We start from the raw sequence: 18,283 nt of genomic DNA, 5'->3' as shown, positions 1-18,283 counted from the left end.
CGGGTGGCGGGTAGAGCAGCGGCATGCAGACCTTCCTCCCGTACCCGGACTTCGTGGCCAGCGCCCGCACGCTGGACCAGAAGCGGCTGGGCAAGCAGCGGGTGGAGGCCATCCAGGTGCTGCGCGGCCTCACCTGGCCCGGGTACGGCTGGCGTAACCACCCGGCGGTGAAGATGTGGGCCGGGTACGAGGAGGCGCTGGTCCGGTACGGGCTGGACATGTGCGCGGTCTGGTGCGAGCCGGGGCGGGCCGACACCTGCGCCGCCACGTTGACCGTCGACCTGACCGCCGCCTGCGGCGCTGGCGTCGTGCGTACCCAGGTCGAGCTGGCCGGAGCGGGCGAGCTGCCGCCCTGGCTGGGCCGTGCGGATCTGCACCTGAGCCACCGCTCGTCACTGCTGCGCAAGGACCCCGCGCACTACCGCCCGATCTTCGGTGACGACGTCCCGGAGGACCTGGAGTACGTCTGGCCCGCCTCCGACCGCCCCCGCCGCTGCCTGCCCTGAAGGAAGGGCACCTTGTTAACGCCTCCGGTTGTACAAGGGCACCTTATTAACAACGCTTAGCTCACCCTGTTAACAGGGTCCCCTTGTACAACGCCAGGCGTTAACAAGGTGCCCTTCCTTACATCGGTGCAGTGAACGTGGAGGTGATTATGGCGCTGTCGCAAGTGGTGGGTCGCCTTCTCGGCGTACGCCAGCACCAGGTGGACCCGGGCGGCGGTGGCGCGGACCGCGTGCCGCGACCAACGGCGGCGGTGGTGGTCGGCGGAGGCATCGCCGGCATGTCGGCGGCGGTGGTGCTGGCTGAGCGGGGCGTGGCGGTGACGGTGCTGGAGGCCGCACCGACCCTGGGCGGCCGGCTGGGCGCCTGGCCGGAGGCGCTCGCCGACGGTGACCAGCGCAACGAGCACGGGTTCCACGCGTTCTTCCGGCAGTACTACAACTGGCGGTCCATCCTTCGCCGCGTCGATCCGGATCTGGGCTTCCTCAAGCCGATCCCGGGCTATCCGATCCTCAGTGCCCAGTGGCCGACCGAGGAGTTCGGGAGGCTGCCACCGGCACCACCGGCGAACCTGCTCGCGTTGCTGCTGCGCAGCCCCAGCCTGCGCCTGGCCGACCTGCGGCTGATGGACCGGGACGCCGCACTGCCGCTGCTCAGCTACGACCCGGTACGCACCTACGCCGAGCTGGACGACACCACCGCCGACGAACTGCTGGCCTCGCTTCGCCTGCCGGACCGGGCGCGGGCGATGCTGTTCGAGGTGTTCTCGCACTCGTTCTTCAACCACGAAGCCGAGATGTCGGCGGCCGAGATGGTCGCCCAGTTCCACTTCTATCTGCTCGGCAATCCCGAGGGGCTGGCCTTCGACTGCCCAGACGAGGACTACGCCACCGCGATCTGGGAGCCGCTGACCCGGCACTTGGAGAAGCACGGCGGTCGGGTGCTCACCGGGTCCACCGCTACCGGGCTGCGCCGCGCCGCGGACGGCTGGCGGGTGGCGACCGCCGACGGAGGCAATCACGCGGCGGGCCACGTGATCCTCGCCGTCGACCCGCCGGCGCTCGCCGCGCTGGTCGGGGCCTCCCCCGACCTGGCCGAACAGGCACCGGATCTGGTGGCGCGAATGCCCGCATTCGGCAGGCCCGGCCCGCCGTACGCGGTGGCACGGTACTGGTGCGACGGGGACGTGGCCGCAGGGCGGGCGGTGTTCAGCGGGGTGTCTCGACAGCCCACTCTGGACTCGGTGACGCTCTACCACCGGCTGGAAAACGAGTCGCGGCGCTGGGCGCGGCGCAGCGGCGGGTCGGTCATCGAGCTGCACGCGTACGCCTGCGAGCCCGGGGTGCCGGCCGAGGAACTGGCCGAGCGGATGCGCCGCGAGCTGGGAGCGCTCTGGCCGGAGGCCGCCGGGCTGCGGGTCCGCGAACTCCGGGCCCGGGTCCAGGCGCAGGCGCCCGCGTTCACTCCGGGCAGCCACGCCTGGCGACCGGGGGTACGCACCGACGCGACCGGCCTCTACCTGGCCGGGGACGGGATCTCCACGGAGTTCCCGAGCGCGCTGATGGAACGCTCCGCCGCCACGGGCATCATCGCCGCGAACCACATCCTGCGCGCCGAGGGTGGTGCCGCCGAGCCGGTGCGCTCGATCCGACCTCGGGGACTGCTGGCCGGGCGCCGCCAGCCAAAGTGACAAAACGGATATAAGTAATGAACTGCTGTCGTACGCTCGATTGATCATCCGTCGATCGACCGGGCGGGAGGGCAGCGGACGATGTCACCACTGCTCCGCGCCGGCGCGGAGCGCGTACCGCTGGTCGAGGAGACCGGCCGGGACGACGCGTACCCGCTGATCCGCGATGAGCGCGCCTGCGTCGTCACCGCGCTACGGCTGGGCTGGTGGATGGCGGACGCGTACCACCAGGGACAGCACGCCGAGCTCGGTGCCGCCGAGGCCCACCCGGCCGCCCCGCCGGCCAAGCTCTCCAACTTCACCGAGATGTCCGTGCACCGCCGGATGCGGATGTACCTCGACGGGGTGGACGTCGCGCTCGCCCAGATCGCCGAGCTCACCCGACACACCAAGCCGCTACCCGACACCGCCGCCGCCCGGGACCAACTGCCCGACCTGGACCGGCCCGACCCCATCGACCCAGGGCCACTGCTGCTCGCCCTCGACGACCTCAACGTGGAGGTGCTGCGGTGGGCGATGGCCACCAACCACCGGGTCGGTCTGGCCTACCGGCTGGGCCGGTCACTGGCCGACACCGTCCGACCTGGCGACGCCACCCAGCTGGTTCGTCGCTTCGGCGGCCGGCAGATCCAGATCAGTCGTTGGCTCAGCGAGCTGGCCAGCGTGCTGCCGCCGTACTCGGCGGCGGTGGTGCGTCGCTCGCTGGCCACCTGGGCGACCGCGGTGGAGCGGGCCGGCCGAGGTGACCCGGCCGAGCCGGAGCCCGCGGCGCTGAGCCGGGAGCTGCGCAACCAGGCCGACCTGTGGCGCGGCGTGCTCACCGGCGGCCTGCACCCACGCGACCTGCTCGACGAGGAGGACTACGCGGTGGTCGCCCGGAATCTGATCATCCGGGATCGGCGACTGGTGGCGCAGGCGGCCCGGGGCATCTTCTGGCCGGTCCTGGTACCCCTGCTGGTGGTGCTCTTCGCGGTGGTGGGGGTGAGCGCCGCCGCTGCCGCCGGATCGCCGACCACCCGGGCCACCGTCGCCCTGGTCGGTCTCGGCGCCGGGCTGGCCGCCATCTGGCGCTCGGTCTCCGGGCCGGCGCTGGCGGTCGCCGGTGAGGTCAACCGGCCGCTGCTGGACAGCGAACTCACCGCACGCATGGCCGTACGGATCGACCGGCCCCTGGACACCGCCCGGGCCGCCGTACGGCACACGGCGAGCCCCGCCGCCCGGACCCGGCGGCAACGCCGCTCCGACGACCGGGCGAGCCGATCGAATTACGTTGCCGGTCTCTCCCGGGTGGACCTACCGTGATCACGCAAGGTCAACCACCGCCACGGGAGCAGCACATGACGATGTCGCACGACACCTCCGTGCCATCGACGCTGCTCGGCGACGGTTGCCGAGCGGAAGGTCCCCGGGCGGGCCGGCCCGACTGACGCGTACCCGTACGCGCCGAGCCGCCCGTCCGATCGTCGGACCGGGCGGCTCTTCGCTGTCCGGAGCAGTTCGTCGTCACCATCGTGAAGGGAGAGCCCGGTGGACGCCGTCCTCGTCATCAACGCCGACCTCGGCCCGCTGCACCGGGTCACCGTCCAACACGCCGTCCGGATGCTCTGCCGCCGGGTGGCCGAGATCCACGAGGCCGAGCCCGACCAGGTGATCGGTGTCTTTCCGATGCCCCGGGTGGTGCGGCTGGTCCGCTACGTGGTCACCCGCTGGCGGTTCAGCTCCGGGCCGGCCTGGTCCCGAGCCGGGGTGCTGCGCCGCGACGACCGGTGCTGCGCGTACTGCGGTGGCTCGGCGTCGACCATCGACCACGTCCTGCCTCGCTCCCGCGGCGGCCGGAACACCTGGCGGAACACCACCGCCGCCTGCTACGCCTGCAACCAGCGCAAGGGTGACCGGACGCCGGCGGAGGCGGGCATGCCGCTGCGCCGGGAGCCGACCAACCCAGGCTGGGCCGCGCTGGCCGGGCGGTGACGGACCGGTCGGCGGGAACGGGGGGCCGCGTCGGGGGTACGCCCCCGCGCGGCACCCGCCGGCCCCCGATCAGCCGGCGCGCTCCCTGACCTTCGGTTTCGGGCGGCCGTTGGAGCACTGCACCCGAACCTCGCTGCGATGCTCGGCCGAGGTCAGCTCGACCGAAACCCGCTTTGCCGGGCCGGCGTCGTACGCCTCGGTCCGAAAGCCGGGCGCGGGCTCAACCGCCACCACCTGCACCGTTTTGCCGAGGCAGTGGACGGTGACCGTCCCGCCTTGGGCATCGACCGGTACTCCGGACGGCGGGCTCGGTGTGGGCGCGGGGGCGGCGATTCCGGGTGGTGACGGTTCGGGGGTGCTGGCGGACGGGCTCGGGGCACGAGTGCCGCCCGGATCGGTCGGGGGGCCGGTCCGGGCGGCAGGCGGGGCACCGGTCACCGACGCGTCCGCGTCCGGCTGAGGGCCGGCCGGGCCAGGGTTGACCGGGAGGGGGACGGTCGAGTGGGTGTCGGCCGGACCGGGTGGCTCGGCGGTCAGCGGCAACCCCACGCTCGTGGTGCCGTCCGGCCCGGTACCGGTCCGCGCAGAGCCCGACTCGTGCCGGTGGGTGCTCGCGTCGCCGAGCGAGCCGGCCATCGCCACCACCGCGAACACCGCGACGCCCACCGCCAGCAACACCCGCCGCCGACGCCAGGACCGCCGGCCCACGCCGGAAGAGTCCATCATCGTGGCCTTCGGCGAGTTGGAAGTCGGGCCGTCGCTGCTGGCCGATGCGCCCACCGTGCCGGCCGGACGCACGACGGTGGCCGGTTCGCCCCGCGTCTCCTCCGGGCGCACGACGGTGGACGGTTCGCCGGCGGCGAGCAGGATGCGGGCCGCCTCGGCGGCCGGAGGGCGGTCGGCGGGGTCGCGGGCCAGGCACCAGTGGTAGAGCCGGTGGATCTCGGGCGGCACGCCGGCGATCTCGGGCAGCGGGGCCGGCTCGACGTACGTGTGCGCGCGGAGCATCCGGGTCTGCGCCTCGGCACGCCAGGGCAGTCGACCGGTGAGCACCAGATGCGCGAGCACGCCGAGGGCGTACACGTCGCAGGCTGGCAGCACCTCACCGGCGTCCAGGCGTTCCGGGGCGAGGTAGGCCGGCGTGCCCATCAGCCGCCCCTCGAAGTCAATCTCCGGGTCGCCGGCGATCGCCGCGATGCCGAAGTCGAGCACCTTGGCGCCGATGGGCGTGAGCATCACGTTGTCCGGCTTGACGTCGCGGTGCACCAGGCCCTGGGCGTGGGCGGCCGCGAGCGCGGCGGCCACCTCGGCGCAGATCCGCAGGGCCGCGTGGGGCGGCAGCGGACCGGAGGCGGCCAACCGCTGTTCGAGGGTGTGGCCGTCGAGCAACTCCATCACCACGAACGGGACCTGACCCCCGCCGAGCGTCGACTCACCGAAGTCGTAGACGCTGGTCACGTGCGGGTGCGACAGCCGAGCCGCAGCCTTGGCCTCGGCCCGGATCCGCAACCGGGCGTTGGCGTCCGAGGCGACGAGCACCTTTACCGCCACGTCCCGTTCGAGCACCTCGTCGTACGCCCGGTGGACCGCGGACATGCCGCCGCTGCCGAGGCGCTCCAGGAGCCGGTAGCGGCCCGCAAGCAACTGATCACGCTGCACGACCGACAGCCTGCCGTACCGCCCGGCCACGCACCAGCGCCGCATCGAGCCTTTTCTATGGCAGTAGCCGAGATTTCCGCGCCCCGACGGGGAGGGCGGGGAGAATCAGTCGCTGACTGAGGGGCGCCAGGCGAAGCGGGGCGGTCGGCGTTCGGCCATCGCCGCCACGCCCTCCCGGGCTTCGCCGCTGGTCAGCACCTTCCGGTGCCACCAGGCCACCCGGGCCGGTCCGGCCCGGTCGTCGACGATCTCCTTGGCCGCGGCGACGCTCAGGGGCGATCGCTGGGCGATGGTGGCGGTGAGTTCGTCCACCCGCGCGGCGAGCCGGTCGGCCGGCAGCACCTCGTCGACCAGGCCGACCCGCAGGGCGCGTTCGGCGTCGATCAGCTCGGCGGTGAACAGCAGATGCTTGGCGGCGGACGGGCCGATCAGGCGGGCCAGCCGGCGGGTGGTCGGCGCCGGATAGACCAACCCCAGCCGCGCCGGCGGTACGCCGAAACGAGCATCGTCGCTGGCTATGCGGAGGTCGCAGGCCACCGCGAGCTGGCAACCGCCTCCGACGCAGGCACCCCGGATCGCCGCCACGGTCGGCTTGGCGAAGCGGGCCAGCCGCTCCTCGGCCGCCACCGCGATGCTGGCGTCACCGGCGTCCAACAGCTCGGCGAGGTCGCCCAGGTCGGCACCGGCGCAGAAGGCGTCGCCCGCGCCGGTGAGCACCAACGCCCGTACGGCCGGGTCGGGCTCCAGCCGATCGAGCAGTTCCGGGAGCTGTCGCCACATCGCAGCGGTCATCGCGTTGCGGCGGGCCGGGTTGTGGATCACCACGGTCGCCACCGGCCCGGTCACTTCGACGGTCAACTCCGCGTCCGACACGTCCGCCCCTTCCCGCGCCACCCGTCCGACGCCGCCGATCCGGCTGCCTGCGCCGCTGCGGCGACCATAACGGCGCGGACCCGGCGACCACCGTTGAGGGTTGGCCGCCGGGCCCATGCGACCGGTCGGCCGATCTAGTTGGGCCAGCCGTCCTCGTCGCGGAACTTGTTGATTGCCAGGTGGCGGATCCAGCCCAACATCCGGCCGTACATCTCGATGGGGTTCGGCGGGGTTGGGTAGAGCTGGCCGAGGTCACCCGTGGCCTCGGCCAGACAGTCGGCCATGTCCACGGCCAGGAGCTTCGGGTCGTCGGCGTATTCGGCGGTCAGCTCGGCACGGGCCTGGCGGCACGGCCACGGATGGACACAGGCTGCGCAAAACCAGAAAGGACGGACTGGTGAGTGACGCTGGCTGCACATTGGGCCTCCCGGGGTGGAGTTTCGGGTGTCATGGCACCCCCACCCGCCGTGCTCCGCCTCTAGCAGGTGAGGGGCCCGGCTCGATCCCACCCCGACGCACACCCCCTGTCAATGTAGGCGCGCTAATGTAAGTGCGCTCATATTGACGCGTCCGGCCCGGCCTACCCTCGTCCGCATGACCGAGGAGGGACCAGGCCCGCTCGTCGCAGCGGGCGAAATCCTGGAGATGCTGGGCGTCGGTCGGTCGCGCTTCCGCCAGATCCAGATGCATCCGAAGTTCCCTCGCCCGTACCAAGTCCTGACCGTTGGTTCGATCTGGCTGCGGGCGGACATTGAGAAGTACATCCGGGAGCACCGCCAGCCCAGGCCTCCAGCAGACGAGGACGCAGAGGACTAGTGCCGCCTCAGGCGACGTTTGCCTCGTCCTGTCAGATTGCTCGGCTGACCGCCAGACCTGCGGGAGAGCAGGATTTCCGTGGCTTTCTTGGCCTGGCGGCTATGAAGGTCCTGGCACCTCGCGGCGGCCTCACCCGGCGGCGTCCAAGCGGAAGGCCGCATCCGGACCTGTTACCTCGGTGCCGGTCACCGCTGCGGCGACCATAACGGCGCGGACCCGGCGACCACCGTTGAGGGTGGCCGCCGGGCCCTTGCGACGTGCGGTCAGGTCAGGAGACGTTGAGCGCGGTGTCGTCGACCACGAAGGACGTCTGGAGCGAGGAGTCCTCGACACCGGTGAACTTCAGGCTGACGGTCTGGCCGGCGTACGCGGCCAGCGAGAAGGACTTCTGGCTGTAGCCGGTGGCCTTGTTCAGGTTCGAGTAGGTCGCCAGCGTGGCCAGCACCGTCCCGCCCGAGTTGAGCACCTGCACGCGCAGCGTGTCGTACGCGACGCTCGTGGTGGTCTCGGCGGAGTCGATGTGCAGCCAGAAGCTGAGCGCGTACGACGAGCAGCCGGACGGCAGGGTCACCGACTGGGCGAGCGTGTCGGTGTGGGTGCTGCCGTACCCGTCCAGCCAGGCCTTGTACGACCCGGTGCGGGCGGCCTGGCTGCTGGAGTTGGTGATCACGCCGGAGGTGGCCGTCCAGCCGGTCGCGCCGGACTCGAAGCCCGGGTTGGCCAGCTTCTGACCCGGTGACGTGCAGCCGCCGCCGGTCCCGTTGACGGTCAGCGTGTAGGTCGCGCTCCGGGTGACCGAACCCACGCCGTTCACGGTGACCGAGTACGTGCCGGGCGGGGTGCTCGCCGAGGTGCTGATGGTGAGGGTGGACGAGCCGCCCGAGGTCACCGAGGCGGGGCTGAACGTGGCGCCCGCCCCGCTCGGCAGGCCGGACGCGGAGAACGTCACGGTCTGCGCCGAGCCGCTGGTGGTCGCGGTCGACACGGTCGTGGACGCCGAGGCGCCCGGGTTCACCGAGCCGGCGGTCGGCGAGAGCGTCACCGAGAAGTCGTTGCCGGTCGAGCAGGGCGCGTCGTTGCCGGCCACGTTCACCGCGGTCCAGGCGGCCTGCACGGTCTTGTACTCGGTGGAGCAGCTGCCGTACAGGTCGGTGGCCGCCCGCAGGCTGTAGGCCCGCGCGGTGTTCGCCGGGTTGCTGGTGTTGACGTACGACGTGTTGGAGGTGAAGTAGACGTCCAGCGCCCGGTACCAGATCTTCTCCGCCTTGGTCCGGCCGATGCCGGTGACCGCCGGGGCGGAACCGCAGACCGGAGAGGTGCCGTACGCGGTGGCGCCGGTGCCCTCGGCGAGGTTGAAGTAGAAGTGGTTGGCCACGCCGGAGGAGTAGTGCACGTCCTTGTTCTTGGTGCCGGTGGACCAGCAACTGTCGGACGAGCCGTCCAGCGACGGGTTGTACATGTAGCGCAGCGGCGTACCGTTGCCGTTGATGTTGATCTTCTCGCCGACCTGGTAGTCACCCGGGTCGCTCGGCGCGGCGGCGTAGAACTCCACCATGTTGCCGAAGATGTCGCTGGTGGCCTCGTTGAGGCCGCCGGACTCACCGGAGTAGACCAGGCCGGCCAGCGCCTCGGTGACGCCGTGGCTCATCTCGTGCCCAGCCACGTCCAGCGAGACCAGCGGGCGGGAGTTGCCCGAGCCGTCGCCGTAGGTCATCTGGGCCCCGTCCCAGAACGCGTTGACGTAGTTGTTGCCGTAGTGCACCCGGCTCGGCACGCCGCTGCCGTTACCGAAGATGCCGTTGCGACCGTGCACGTTCTTGTAGTAGTCGAACGTCTTCGCGGCACCGAAGTGGGCGTCGACGGCGGCGGACTGCCGGTTGGAGTTGGTGCCGTTGCCCCACGCGTTGTCGGCGTCGGTGAAGGTGGTGCAGGTGGACGTGCCGTTGTTCATGTCGCAGGTACGGCCGTTGCCGTGCGACGGGTCGATCATCTGGTAGGTGCTGCCGGAGAGCGTCGTGTCGATGCTGACCGTGCCGCTGTAGATGCCCTGGCCGCTGCCGACCACCGACTCGATCTCGTCGTACGATCCGACGGCCGCACCGGTGGTGGCGTCGGTGATCACGTGCAGACGGGACGGGGTCTGCCCGTCGGGCTGCCAGCCGCTGATCACCGTCTCCCAAGCCAGCCGGCCCTGACCGGAGCTGGCGTCGACGAACAGCTCCGGGGCGCCCACCGCCTCGGCCTTGCCGGTGAACCCGGCCCGGGCGGCCTTCTTCGCCGCCGCGGCGGAGACCTTGGCCGTGGTGCCGAGGGTCAGCGGTGCGGCCAGGCCGACGGAGCTGCCGGCGTACGTGCCGTTCGGCGCGGTGTGGATGACGAAGTCACCGCCGTACACGCGGAGTCCCTGGTAGGTACGGGTGTAACGGGTGTGCGCGGCGCCGTTGGCGTCCCGCTTGGTGCTGTGTACCTGGTAGGACTCGGCGCTGGAACCCTGGACTGCGCCGGGGTTCGTCCGCAGGACGGACGCCGCGGAGGCGTCCGGGGCGGTGGGCGGAGCCGCGTGCGCCGCGGTGGCGACGCAGGTCAGCAGGCCGCTGGTGAGCAGCACTGCGCTGACGGCGGCGAGGGGTCTTTTCACGTGCCCTCCTGGAAGGAGAAAGGTTGTGACGGGGGTAGTCACGCATGTAGATATAGCCATGTGTCGAAGAAAAGAGAAGCCTTGGACCGCTCCCAGACATCGACAGTGACCGTTCGGATGAGGGGCGTGACAAGGGAACCGGCAACCGGAACCGTGCGTCCGAGCGGCATGAGACCCGCTTCGCCGATCGGCGTCATGATCACGCTGATGGTCGCCGTCCTGGCCGGTTGCACCAGCGCCGACCCGGTCGACACCACCCCGAACCAGCCCCCGGTCACGGCCACCTCGCCGCCGTCGAGCACCGCCCCGACCACCTCCGGGGCCCCCGCACCGACCAGCCCTGGCACCGGGGCGACCGGTGCGGCCGGCCCGGTGCAGCTGACCCGCTCCGGCGGGTTCGCCGGCCGCGGCGACCGGGTGACCGTCGAGCCGGACGGCCGCTGGACGGCGGTGGACCGGGCCGGCAGCCGGCGTACCGGCAAGCTCAGCGCCGCCGACCTCGGCCGGCTGAGAGGGCTGGCCGCCGACCCCCGCCTGGCCTCCGAGTCCCGCGTCCCGACCGCATCGACCGGCTGCGCGGACGCGTTCACCTACCGACTGAGCGTCGGCACCATCGAGACCGGGTACGTCGACTGCCCGAGTGAGACGACTCCGCCGCCGGCCACCCGGGCACTGGTCGAGCTGCTGCTACGGGCCACGGCCTGACCGCCGGGCAGCGGCAGCCGAAGGATCAGACCAGGTAGTCCGGTGGCAGGCCGGTGCCGCGCAGCTCCAGCGGCAGATGCGCCACGTCGTTGAAGGCGATCAGGTTCGGCGGTCCGGCCGGGCCGTACCGGATGACGGTCAGCCCGGCATTGTGCTGATTCAAGCCCAGCCACCGCCGCTCCGGCGCATCGAGTGCGTGCCGGACCAGCCAGCCGATCAGGAAATTGTGCGTGATGACCAGCTCGCGGACCGGCTCGGCGTCGCCGGCACCGTCGACGACCGGACCGGTGAACCGCCGTGCGGCCTCCGCCGTCACCCGCGGCCCGTCGGCCCGCTCGGCCGCCGTGAAATCGGCCAGAAACCTGGCGTACGCGGGCGACAGCTCGGCCGGATCCGTGTCGTGGGGAAGATGGTCGCCGGCCAGCTCCGTCGCGTACACCGGAACGCCCGGCAGCGACTCGGCGACCAGCTCGGCGGTCTGGGCGGCCCGGCGCAGCGGCCCGTGGTGCACGGCGGCGAACGACCGGCCCCGCAACCGCTCGCCGAGCAGCCTGGCCTGCCGCCGGCCCCGCTCGGACAGGCCGGCCTCCGGCGACTCGGTCGCCGCGTCATCCTGCTCGGCGTGCCGGGCGAGGTACAGCAGTCGGGTCGCCATGGCCTCAGCCCATCACATCGGGAGGTGCGAGGTCGACCCGCACCCCCCGTGCACAGCCCCGTTCGTCGATCGGCGCCTCAGGCCCGCGGGAACATCTGGCCGATGCGGATGTGGTTGCCGAACGGGTCCCGAATGCCGAAGTCGATCCCGTACGGGCGCTCGGTCGGCTCGTCGGTGACCTCGACGCCCTTGGCCACCAGACCCTCGTACGTCTTGTGGGCGTCGTCGGTGGTCATGAAGAGGGCACCGCCCAGCGCCCCCTTGGCGAGCAACTCCCGGACCTGCTCGGCGGTGGCCGGGTCCATCGCCGGCGGACCGGGCTTCTCCAACAGGATCTCGCGGTCCGGGTCGCCCGGCAGGTTGACCGTCAGCCAACGCATGAAGCCGAGGTCCTGATCGGTGTTGAGTTCCATGCCGAGCTTGCCCACGTAAAAGTCGAGCGCCTCGTCCTGATCGAGGACGTAGATCTGGGAGCGGCTGATCGCGTTCATCGTCATGACAAGCACGCTAGACGCAGACCTTGACCTGCTGCTTATCCAAAACTGCTGGGTCGGGTCCAGGCCTTGGTGAAGCAGGACGGCACGTTGCCGGGCACGGTTCGACGGCGGAAATCCGAGGGCGACTCGCCCACGATCTGACGGAACGTCCGGCTGAACGTACCCAGACTGCTGAAGCCAACCGCGTAGCAGATGTCGGTCACGTCCCGACCGGTCTCCACCAGCAGCGACATCGCCCGCTCCACCCGCCGCCGTTGCAGGTAGCGGTGCGGGGTCTCGCCGAAGGTAGCCCGGAAGGTGCGGATGAAGTGCGCCTGGGAGACGTGCGCTATCCGGGCCAGCGCCGGAATGTCCAGCGGCTCGGCGTACGCCCGGTCCATCGCGTCCCGGGCGCGGAGCATCGCCCGGTTCGACTCCTCGACTGCGCGACTCATCCGTCCTCGTTCAACTCGGCTCACTGCCGGGCCCAGGCTACTGCCGAAGAGAGACCTTCCGGCAGCTGCGCCACCACCTGGGCAAGGGCCTCGACATCCGATCCATTAGCCTGACTGGCGAAGGTGACGTCACCGATGGCATGGTCGCCGGCTACCTTGCCAAGTACGCCACCGAAAGCACCGAGATAACCGGGCACCGATCCGTCAGGGCAAGCTGGACGGGCGGCCATCTTGATTTGGTGACGGGTAGTCTCCGCTTCATGGTCCTGTTGGCTGGGCGCATTCGACGTCGACTTCTCCTTGCGCTCCTGTTGGTGGTCTGTCTATTGGTGTGCTGGAGAGCCTTCGCCTGGCAGGGCGAGCTGAACCAACGACGGGACCGGAGCGAGGCCAAGGCCGCCCTGAGCAAGTACCTGGAGCGGGTTCGGGGCAGCGATTACGGTGCGGCCTACGAACAGCTCTGCTCCGACGTGCTATCGGAATACACCGCGTCGGACCATGCCGCGTTCCTTCGAGAGCAGCGGCGGTTCGTGTCGTTCTCGATCGGCGAGCCGACGCAGTCCACCGGCATCGACGGCACCTACCTCATCTTTCCGGTCGACTTGGCCTACGCCGATCAGTCAACCAGCGTCGTACGGCTGGCCGTGGGTCTCGAAACCGGCGGCCCCAAGGTCTGTGATCACTACGAGTGGCGGAAGTGACTCACTACCTCGGTAACGGACGCCTGCTGGAACCCGGTTGCTGTCAGCGCTGCTGTCAACCGGCTCGACGCCGGCAGAGTCGGTCGGGAAATGCCTGGTGGAATTGGAGCCCCCGGCCGGGATCGAACCGGCGACATCTCGCTTACAAGGCGAGTGCTCTGGCCAGCTGAGCTACAGGGGCGCGTGCGTCGAGGCCAGCATAGCGACTGACGTCCGGATATCCCGCTCGCCAGTGGTCCCGAGCACGGGAAACGTCATCAACCCGACGCTTGCCCGGCTTCGCAGGGTTCAGGCGCGCGTCGATTGATGTCTCACCGTGCCGGACTGACCGGAATGCGTAGACGCTGAGTCACTTCCGAGGCTCCCTCGCCTTGGCAGCGCGAGGAAAGCCGTTTACGGTGCAGTGACACGGACGATGACACCGGCTGCCCTCGCGACCGGCCCGTCGTCCGCTGACCGGCGCGGGGCACCGTGCCGGTCGCTCCTTCACTCGGATCGTCCGGCACGTTCCTGCCGGTGAAAGGAAGCGCTTCACCATGGCTACGGTCACCTATTCCAAGGCGTCCCGGATCTACCCGGGCACCGAGCGTCCCGCCGTCAACGAGCTGGACCTCGAGATCGGCGACGGCGAGTTCCTCGTCCTGGTCGGCCCCTCCGGTTGTGGCAAGTCCACCAGCCTGCGGATGCTCGCCGGTCTGGAGGACGTCGACGCGGGCTCGATCTACATCGACCAGCGCGACGTCACCCACCTTCCCCCGAAGGCCCGCGACATCGCGATGGTCTTCCAGAACTACGCGCTCTACCCGCACATGACGGTGTACGAGAACATGGCGTTCGCCCTCAAGCTGCGCAAGACCTCCAAGTCGGAGATCGACCGGCGGGTCAAGGAGGCGGCTGGGCTGCTCCAGCTCGAGGAGTTCCTCGGCCGTAAGCCGAAGGCGCTCTCCGGTGGTCAGCGCCAGCGTGTCGCGATGGGCCGGGCGATCGTCCGCGAGCCGCAGGTCTTCCTCATGGACGAGCCGCTGTCGAACCTCGACGCCAAGCTGCGCGTGCAGACCCGTACCCAGATCGCGTCGCTCCAGGCCAAGCTGGGCGTCACCACGGTCTACGTCACGCACGACCAGGTCGAGGCCATGACGATGGGTCACCGGGTGGCGGTGCTGCTCGACGGTGTCCTCCAGCAGGTGGACACCCCGCGGGCGCTCTACGACACCCCGGCCAACGTCTTCGTCGCCGGCTTCATGGGCTCCCCCGCCATGAACATCAAGACCGTCGCGCTGAACGACGACGGCGCCGAGTTCGCCGAGCTGCAGGTCCCGCTGACCCGCGAGCAGGTCGAGGCGGCCCGCGCCGAGGGCGGCGACGGCAAGGTGACCGTGGGCTTCCGCCCGGAGGACTGCGACCTCGTGAGCCCGACCGAGGGCGGCATGCCGGTCGTGGTCGAGCTTGTCGAGGACCTCGGCTCGGACGCCAACGTCTACGGGCACGCCGCGCTCGGCGGCAACTCGGAGCGCTTCGTCGTCCGCACCGACCGGCGCACCATGCCGAACATGGGTGACACCGTGTTCGTCAAGCCGCGCACCGGCCGCAGCCACGTCTTCCACGCCACCACCGGCAACCGGATCTGACATACGCCGTACCGAAAGGGGCGGTCCGCTTCGGCGGGCCGCCCCTTTCGATAGAGCGAGGCCCCTCCCCCGCTGTGCGGGAAAGGGGCCTCGTCGAACGTCGTTACGGCTCGACCGAGCGGCGGCGGGCGACCTCGGCCAGGGTGACCGCGGCGGCCACGCTGGCGTTCAGCGACTCGACATCAGAGATCATCGGGATGCTGACGGTCAGGTCGCAGGTCTCCCCGACCAGCCGGGACAGCCCGCGCCCCTCGGAGCCGACCACCACGACCAGCGGACCGACCGCGGCCTCCAGGTCGTAGAGCTCGGTGTCGCCGTCGGCGTCCAGGCCGATCACCATGAAGCCGGCGTCGCGGCACGCCTTCAGCGACCGGGTCAGGTTGGTGACCTGGGCCACCGGCACCCGCGCCGCCGCGCCGGCGCTGGTCCGCCAGGCGGTCGCGGTGATCCCGGCAGCCCGCCGCTCGGGTACGAAGACACCCTGCGCGCCGAACGCGGCGGCCGACCGGATCACCGCGCCCAGGTTGCGTGGATCGGTGACGCCGTCCAGCGCGACCAGCAGCGGGGCCTGCTGCTCCATGGCCGCGGCGACCATGTCCTCGAACGGCTGGTACGCGAACGGCGGCACCTGAAGCCCGACGCCCTGGTTCAACACGCCGCCGGTCATCCGGTCCAGCTCGGCCCGGCTGATCTCCAGGTTGGCGATGCCACGGTCGGCGGCGGTCCGGATGATCTCGTTGATCCGGTCATCCATGTCGATGCCCTGGGCGGTGTAGAGCGCCGTCGCCGGCACCTGGGCGCGCAGCGCCTCCAGCACCGGGTTGCGGCCGACCAATAGCTCCGGGGTGTCCTTGGACGGGTTGGACTTGCGCCCCGGCGCGACCCGGGGACCGGACCGGCCGACGGGCTTGCCGCCCCGACCGCCGGTGCCACCCCGACCGACCGGTACGCCTCGACCGCCGCCCTTGCCCCAGGTGGTGTCCTTGCTGCCCGGCTGACCGATCTTCGGGGCGCGCCCCTCGTCGGCCGCCGCGCGGCGCTCCTTGTCCTGCTTCCAGGCGGTGCGCTGGGGCAACTTCTCGGTGCCCGAGTAGCCCTTGTGCCAGGGGCGCTCGTCGGCGGGCAGGGTGCGACCCCGTCCGGCCAGCGAGTCCTTGTTCTTGCCGCCGGAGCCCTTGGGGGCACCCGCCTTCGACGTCAGTCGCCGGCCACGGCGCTGCGAGTTGCCGGCCATCAGTCCTGCTCTCCAATAGTCCAACGGGGCCCCTGGGGGGTGTCCTCGACCACCACGCCGGCCAGCTTGAGCTGGTCACGTACCGCGTCGGCGGCAGCCCAGTCCTTGCGGCCCCGGGCCTGCGCGCGCTGTTCCAGGGCCAGCGCGACCAGGGAGTCCACCACGGCACGCAGATCATCCGAGTGGCCGCCACCGGTCCAGGCCGGGTCGAGGGGGTCGATCCCGAGGATATCCAGCATCGCCCGTACTGCGGCCAGCGTGGTGCGGACGGTCACATCGTCGCCGGTGCTCAGCGCGGTGTTGCCATCCCGGATCTGCTGTTGCAGCACGGCCAGCGCGGCGGAGGTGTTGAGGTCGTCGTCCATCGCCGCGACGAAGCCGCCGGGCAGCGCGCCGAGCTGCCCGGCACCCACCCGCTCGGTGGCCCGCTGCACGAAACCCTCGATCCGGCGGTACGCGGTGGCCGCGTCGCGCAGCGAGTCCTCCGAGTAGTCGATCACGGAGCGGTAGTGCGCGGCGGCGTAGTAGTAGCGCAGTTCCACCGGTCGCACCCCGAGCGAGTCCACGTACGCCAGGTCCAGTGCGTTGCCGGCGGACTTGCCCATCTTGGCCCCGCCGATGCTGAGCAGCCCGTGGTGCACCCAGAAGCGGGCGAACGGCAGCCCGGCCGCGTTGGACTGGGCGATCTCGTTCTCGTGGTGCGGGAAGGTGAGATCCAGCCCGCCGCCGTGGATGTCGAATTCCGGGCCCAGGTATCGCCAGCACATTGCCGAGCACTCGATGTGCCAGCCCGGACGACCCAGCCCCCACGGCGACGGCCAGTAGGCGTCCGCCGGCTCGTCGGGCTTGGCGCCCTTCCAGAGCGCGAAGTCGCGCGGATCCCGCTTACCCCGGTCGGGGGCGTCCCCGGCCGACTGCATCGCGTCCGGCGACTGGCCCGACAGCGACCCGTACGCCGGCCAGGACGCCACGTCGAAGTAGACGTCACCGGAGTCGTCGGTGGCCGGGTAGGCGTGCCCGTCCGCGATCAACTTCGTGATCAGCTCGTGCATCTCCGGGATGTGCCCCGTGGCGCGCGGCTCGTAGGTGGGTGCCAGCACGTTCAGCGCCCGGTACGACTCGGCGAGGATCAGCTCGTTGGCGTACGCGATCGACCAGAACGGCCGACCCTGCTCGCCCGCCTTGACCAGGATCTTGTCGTCGATGTCGGTCACGTTGCGGACGAAGGTGACCTCGTAGCCGGCGACCAGCAGCCAGCGACGCAGCACGTCGTAGTTGACGCCGGAGCGAAGGTGGCCGATGTGTGGCGGCGCTTGGAGGGTGAGACCACACAGGTAGACCCCCACCTTGCCGGCTTCCCGCGGGACGAAGTCCCGCACCGATCGGGTGGCGGTGTCATACAGGCGTAGCGTCACCGTACAAGGGTAGCCGTCCGCGCCTTTCCGGGTCCGCCGGTGCCGGGTCGTACGCTGCCAGGCGTGGATGCGACCGCACGCCCTGGTGAGCCACCGACCCGTGCCGGCGCCGCCGCCCGCCTGGAGACGGCCGCCGACGTGGTTACCGGCGGCGAGACCGCGCAGACCCTGGACCGGGGGCTGCGCCTGCTGCACCTGGTCGCCGACGCGCCGGGCGGGTTGACCGTCACCGAGGTGGCCAACCGGCTCGGTATCGGCCGGGCGGCCGTCTACCGGCTGGTCGGCCCGTTGACCGGGCACGGCATGCTGCGCCGCGACGGCGACGGCAGACTCCGCCTCGGCGCGGGGGTCCTGCACCTGGCCCGGCGGGCCCAGCCGCTGCTCGCCGACGGAGCGCTACCCGCACTGCGGCAGCTCGCCGAACAGGCCGGTGCGACCGCTCACCTGACCGTGGTCGAGGGCGGTGAGGGCGTCGCCCTGGCGGTGGTCGAGCCGTCCTGGACGTCGTTCCACGTCGCGTACCGGACCGGGGCGCGGCATCCGTTGGACCGGGGCGCGGCGGGCAGGGCCATCCTGGCCGGCCGGGCCGGCGTGCCGGATCCGGTGAGCAGCAGTGGCGAGTTGCAGTCCGGGGCGTACGGGGTGGCCGCGCCGGTGCTCGGCGTACCGGGGTTGGAGGCCAGCGTCGGGGTGATCGCTCTCGCCCCGCTGGACGTCGACCTCGTCGGTCCGCAGGTCCGGGCCGCCGCCACCGCCATTGCCAGCGCCCTCCGCTGAGCGACCCGCACCGACCGCTGTACCACAGCCAGCAGCCGGAATCGCAGTTGTCCACAGGAGCCTGAACGACGGCCGGGACGGTTTTC

Annotated in this window: 18 protein-coding genes and 1 tRNA gene; 9 read left to right on the top strand and 10 right to left on the bottom strand. The window is 71.2% G+C overall.

Features of this window, described 5'->3' with window-relative positions; translation table 11 throughout:
* Positions 1 to 23: 23 nt before the first annotated feature.
* From ACFQGL_RS18825 to ACFQGL_RS18810, 4 genes are all read left to right on the top strand, one after another.
* Complete coding sequence (locus ACFQGL_RS18825; protein ID WP_377513478.1) at positions 24 to 506, top strand: MSMEG_6728 family protein; 483 nt, start codon at positions 24 to 26, stop codon at positions 504 to 506.
* 149 nt (positions 507 to 655) lie between these two features.
* Positions 656 to 2,194 (top strand): hydroxysqualene dehydroxylase, encoded by a 1,539-nt coding sequence (locus ACFQGL_RS18820; RefSeq protein WP_377513477.1) that lies wholly within the window; start codon positions 656 to 658, stop codon positions 2,192 to 2,194.
* Between the two features lie 81 nt (positions 2,195 to 2,275).
* Positions 2,276 to 3,496, top strand: a complete 1,221-nt coding sequence (locus tag ACFQGL_RS18815; protein WP_377513476.1) for a hypothetical protein — start codon at positions 2,276 to 2,278, stop codon at positions 3,494 to 3,496.
* Positions 3,497 to 3,721: 225 nt separating this feature from the next.
* A complete protein-coding gene (locus tag ACFQGL_RS18810) occupies positions 3,722 to 4,165 on the top strand; it encodes an HNH endonuclease (protein WP_377513475.1) in 444 nt (147 codons plus the stop codon).
* A 69-nt stretch (positions 4,166 to 4,234) separates the two neighbouring features.
* Here ACFQGL_RS18810 and ACFQGL_RS18805 read toward each other — a convergent pair whose 3' ends face one another.
* The 3 genes from ACFQGL_RS18805 to ACFQGL_RS18795 form a co-directional block, all read right to left on the bottom strand.
* Entirely contained in the window at positions 4,235 to 5,824 is a 1,590-nt protein-coding gene (locus ACFQGL_RS18805) for a serine/threonine-protein kinase (RefSeq protein ID WP_377513474.1), read from the bottom strand.
* Between the two features lie 105 nt (positions 5,825 to 5,929).
* On the bottom strand, positions 5,930 to 6,697 hold the full coding sequence (locus tag ACFQGL_RS18800) for an enoyl-CoA hydratase/isomerase family protein (RefSeq protein WP_377513473.1): 768 nt from the start codon (positions 6,695 to 6,697) through the stop codon (positions 5,930 to 5,932).
* A 134-nt stretch (positions 6,698 to 6,831) separates the two neighbouring features.
* Positions 6,832 to 6,987, bottom strand: a complete 156-nt coding sequence (locus ACFQGL_RS18795) for a hypothetical protein (protein ID WP_377513472.1) — start codon at positions 6,985 to 6,987, stop codon at positions 6,832 to 6,834.
* Between the two features lie 304 nt (positions 6,988 to 7,291).
* On the opposite strand from ACFQGL_RS18795, the gene ACFQGL_RS18790 reads away from it, so the two are divergent.
* Complete coding sequence (locus ACFQGL_RS18790; protein ID WP_377513471.1) at positions 7,292 to 7,513, top strand: helix-turn-helix transcriptional regulator; 222 nt, start codon at positions 7,292 to 7,294, stop codon at positions 7,511 to 7,513.
* Positions 7,514 to 7,781: 268 nt separating this feature from the next.
* On the opposite strand, the gene ACFQGL_RS18785 is transcribed toward ACFQGL_RS18790, so the two are convergent.
* Positions 7,782 to 10,151: a M4 family metallopeptidase gene (locus ACFQGL_RS18785; protein ID WP_377513470.1), complete on the bottom strand. Its 2,370-nt coding sequence runs from the start codon at positions 10,149 to 10,151 to the stop codon at positions 7,782 to 7,784.
* Positions 10,152 to 10,346: 195 nt separating this feature from the next.
* On the opposite strand from ACFQGL_RS18785, the gene ACFQGL_RS18780 reads away from it, so the two are divergent.
* Entirely contained in the window at positions 10,347 to 10,856 is a 510-nt protein-coding gene (locus tag ACFQGL_RS18780; RefSeq protein WP_377513469.1) for a protealysin inhibitor emfourin, read from the top strand.
* Between the two features lie 25 nt (positions 10,857 to 10,881).
* Here ACFQGL_RS18780 and ACFQGL_RS18775 read toward each other — a convergent pair whose 3' ends face one another.
* The 3 genes from ACFQGL_RS18775 to ACFQGL_RS18765 all read right to left on the bottom strand — a co-directional run bounded on the left by ACFQGL_RS18775 (position 10,882) and on the right by ACFQGL_RS18765 (position 12,442).
* Entirely contained in the window at positions 10,882 to 11,511 is a 630-nt protein-coding gene (locus ACFQGL_RS18775; RefSeq protein WP_377513468.1) for a histidine phosphatase family protein, read from the bottom strand.
* A 77-nt stretch (positions 11,512 to 11,588) separates the two neighbouring features.
* Complete coding sequence (locus ACFQGL_RS18770) at positions 11,589 to 12,008, bottom strand: VOC family protein (protein WP_377513467.1); 420 nt, start codon at positions 12,006 to 12,008, stop codon at positions 11,589 to 11,591.
* 35 nt (positions 12,009 to 12,043) lie between these two features.
* Positions 12,044 to 12,442, bottom strand: a complete 399-nt coding sequence (locus ACFQGL_RS18765) for a helix-turn-helix domain-containing protein (protein WP_377513466.1) — start codon at positions 12,440 to 12,442, stop codon at positions 12,044 to 12,046.
* A gap of 140 nt (positions 12,443 to 12,582) precedes the next feature.
* Between ACFQGL_RS18765 and ACFQGL_RS18760 the strand changes: the two genes are divergently transcribed.
* The gene (locus tag ACFQGL_RS18760; protein WP_377513465.1) at positions 12,583 to 13,143 is read left to right on the top strand and encodes a hypothetical protein; all 561 of its coding nucleotides are present in this window, start codon (positions 12,583 to 12,585) and stop codon (positions 13,141 to 13,143) included.
* A 104-nt stretch (positions 13,144 to 13,247) separates the two neighbouring features.
* On the opposite strand, the gene ACFQGL_RS18755 is transcribed toward ACFQGL_RS18760, so the two are convergent.
* A tRNA-Thr gene (locus ACFQGL_RS18755) sits at positions 13,248 to 13,324 on the bottom strand.
* 355 nt (positions 13,325 to 13,679) lie between these two features.
* Here ACFQGL_RS18755 and ACFQGL_RS18750 point away from each other — a divergent pair.
* The gene (locus ACFQGL_RS18750) at positions 13,680 to 14,771 is read left to right on the top strand and encodes an ABC transporter ATP-binding protein (protein WP_377513464.1); all 1,092 of its coding nucleotides are present in this window, start codon (positions 13,680 to 13,682) and stop codon (positions 14,769 to 14,771) included.
* 103 nt (positions 14,772 to 14,874) lie between these two features.
* Here the strand turns inward: ACFQGL_RS18750 and rlmB are convergent, their stop codons facing one another.
* Together rlmB and cysS are read right to left on the bottom strand one after the other, a co-directional pair.
* Complete coding sequence (gene rlmB, locus ACFQGL_RS18745) at positions 14,875 to 16,005, bottom strand: 23S rRNA (guanosine(2251)-2'-O)-methyltransferase RlmB (protein WP_377513463.1); 1,131 nt, start codon at positions 16,003 to 16,005, stop codon at positions 14,875 to 14,877.
* Complete coding sequence (gene cysS / locus ACFQGL_RS18740) at positions 16,005 to 17,420, bottom strand: cysteine--tRNA ligase (RefSeq protein ID WP_377513462.1); 1,416 nt, start codon at positions 17,418 to 17,420, stop codon at positions 16,005 to 16,007. Before cysS ends, rlmB begins: the two co-directional genes overlap by 1 nt.
* Positions 17,421 to 17,540: 120 nt before the next feature.
* Here cysS and ACFQGL_RS18735 point away from each other — a divergent pair, with 120 nt between their 5' ends.
* Positions 17,541 to 18,197, top strand: coding sequence for an IclR family transcriptional regulator (locus ACFQGL_RS18735; protein WP_377513550.1), 657 nt, complete (start codon positions 17,541 to 17,543; stop codon positions 18,195 to 18,197).
* The last annotated feature ends 86 nt before the right edge of the window (positions 18,198 to 18,283 follow it).

It is taken from the genome of Micromonospora vulcania, assembly GCF_042658605.1.
In the GTDB taxonomy this organism is placed as follows: Bacteria; Actinomycetota; Actinomycetes; order Mycobacteriales; family Micromonosporaceae; genus Micromonospora; species Micromonospora vulcania.
This window is presented reverse-complemented; position numbering and strand designations above follow the sequence as displayed.

Excerpts from the sequence above, each read along its gene's own strand:
- ACFQGL_RS18770 (WP_377513467.1), bottom strand. The coding sequence starts at position 12,008 with ATGACGATGAACGCGATCAGCCGCTCCCAGATCTACGTCCTCGATCAG.
- ACFQGL_RS18825 (WP_377513478.1), top strand. The coding sequence starts at position 24 with ATGCAGACCTTCCTCCCGTACCCGGACTTCGTGGCCAGCGCCCGCACG.
- ACFQGL_RS18815 (WP_377513476.1), top strand. The coding sequence starts at position 2,276 with ATGTCACCACTGCTCCGCGCCGGCGCGGAGCGCGTACCGCTGGTCGAG.
- ACFQGL_RS18820 (WP_377513477.1), top strand. The coding sequence starts at position 656 with ATGGCGCTGTCGCAAGTGGTGGGTCGCCTTCTCGGCGTACGCCAGCAC.
- ACFQGL_RS18775 (WP_377513468.1), bottom strand. The coding sequence starts at position 11,511 with ATGGCGACCCGACTGCTGTACCTCGCCCGGCACGCCGAGCAGGATGAC.
- ACFQGL_RS18780 (WP_377513469.1), top strand. The coding sequence starts at position 10,347 with ATGATCACGCTGATGGTCGCCGTCCTGGCCGGTTGCACCAGCGCCGAC.
- rlmB (WP_377513463.1), bottom strand. The coding sequence starts at position 16,005 with ATGGCCGGCAACTCGCAGCGCCGTGGCCGGCGACTGACGTCGAAGGCG.
- ACFQGL_RS18750 (WP_377513464.1), top strand. The coding sequence starts at position 13,680 with ATGGCTACGGTCACCTATTCCAAGGCGTCCCGGATCTACCCGGGCACC.
- ACFQGL_RS18790 (WP_377513471.1), top strand. The coding sequence starts at position 7,292 with ATGACCGAGGAGGGACCAGGCCCGCTCGTCGCAGCGGGCGAAATCCTG.
- ACFQGL_RS18760 (WP_377513465.1), top strand. The coding sequence starts at position 12,583 with ATGGTCGCCGGCTACCTTGCCAAGTACGCCACCGAAAGCACCGAGATA.
- ACFQGL_RS18765 (WP_377513466.1), bottom strand. The coding sequence starts at position 12,442 with ATGAGTCGCGCAGTCGAGGAGTCGAACCGGGCGATGCTCCGCGCCCGG.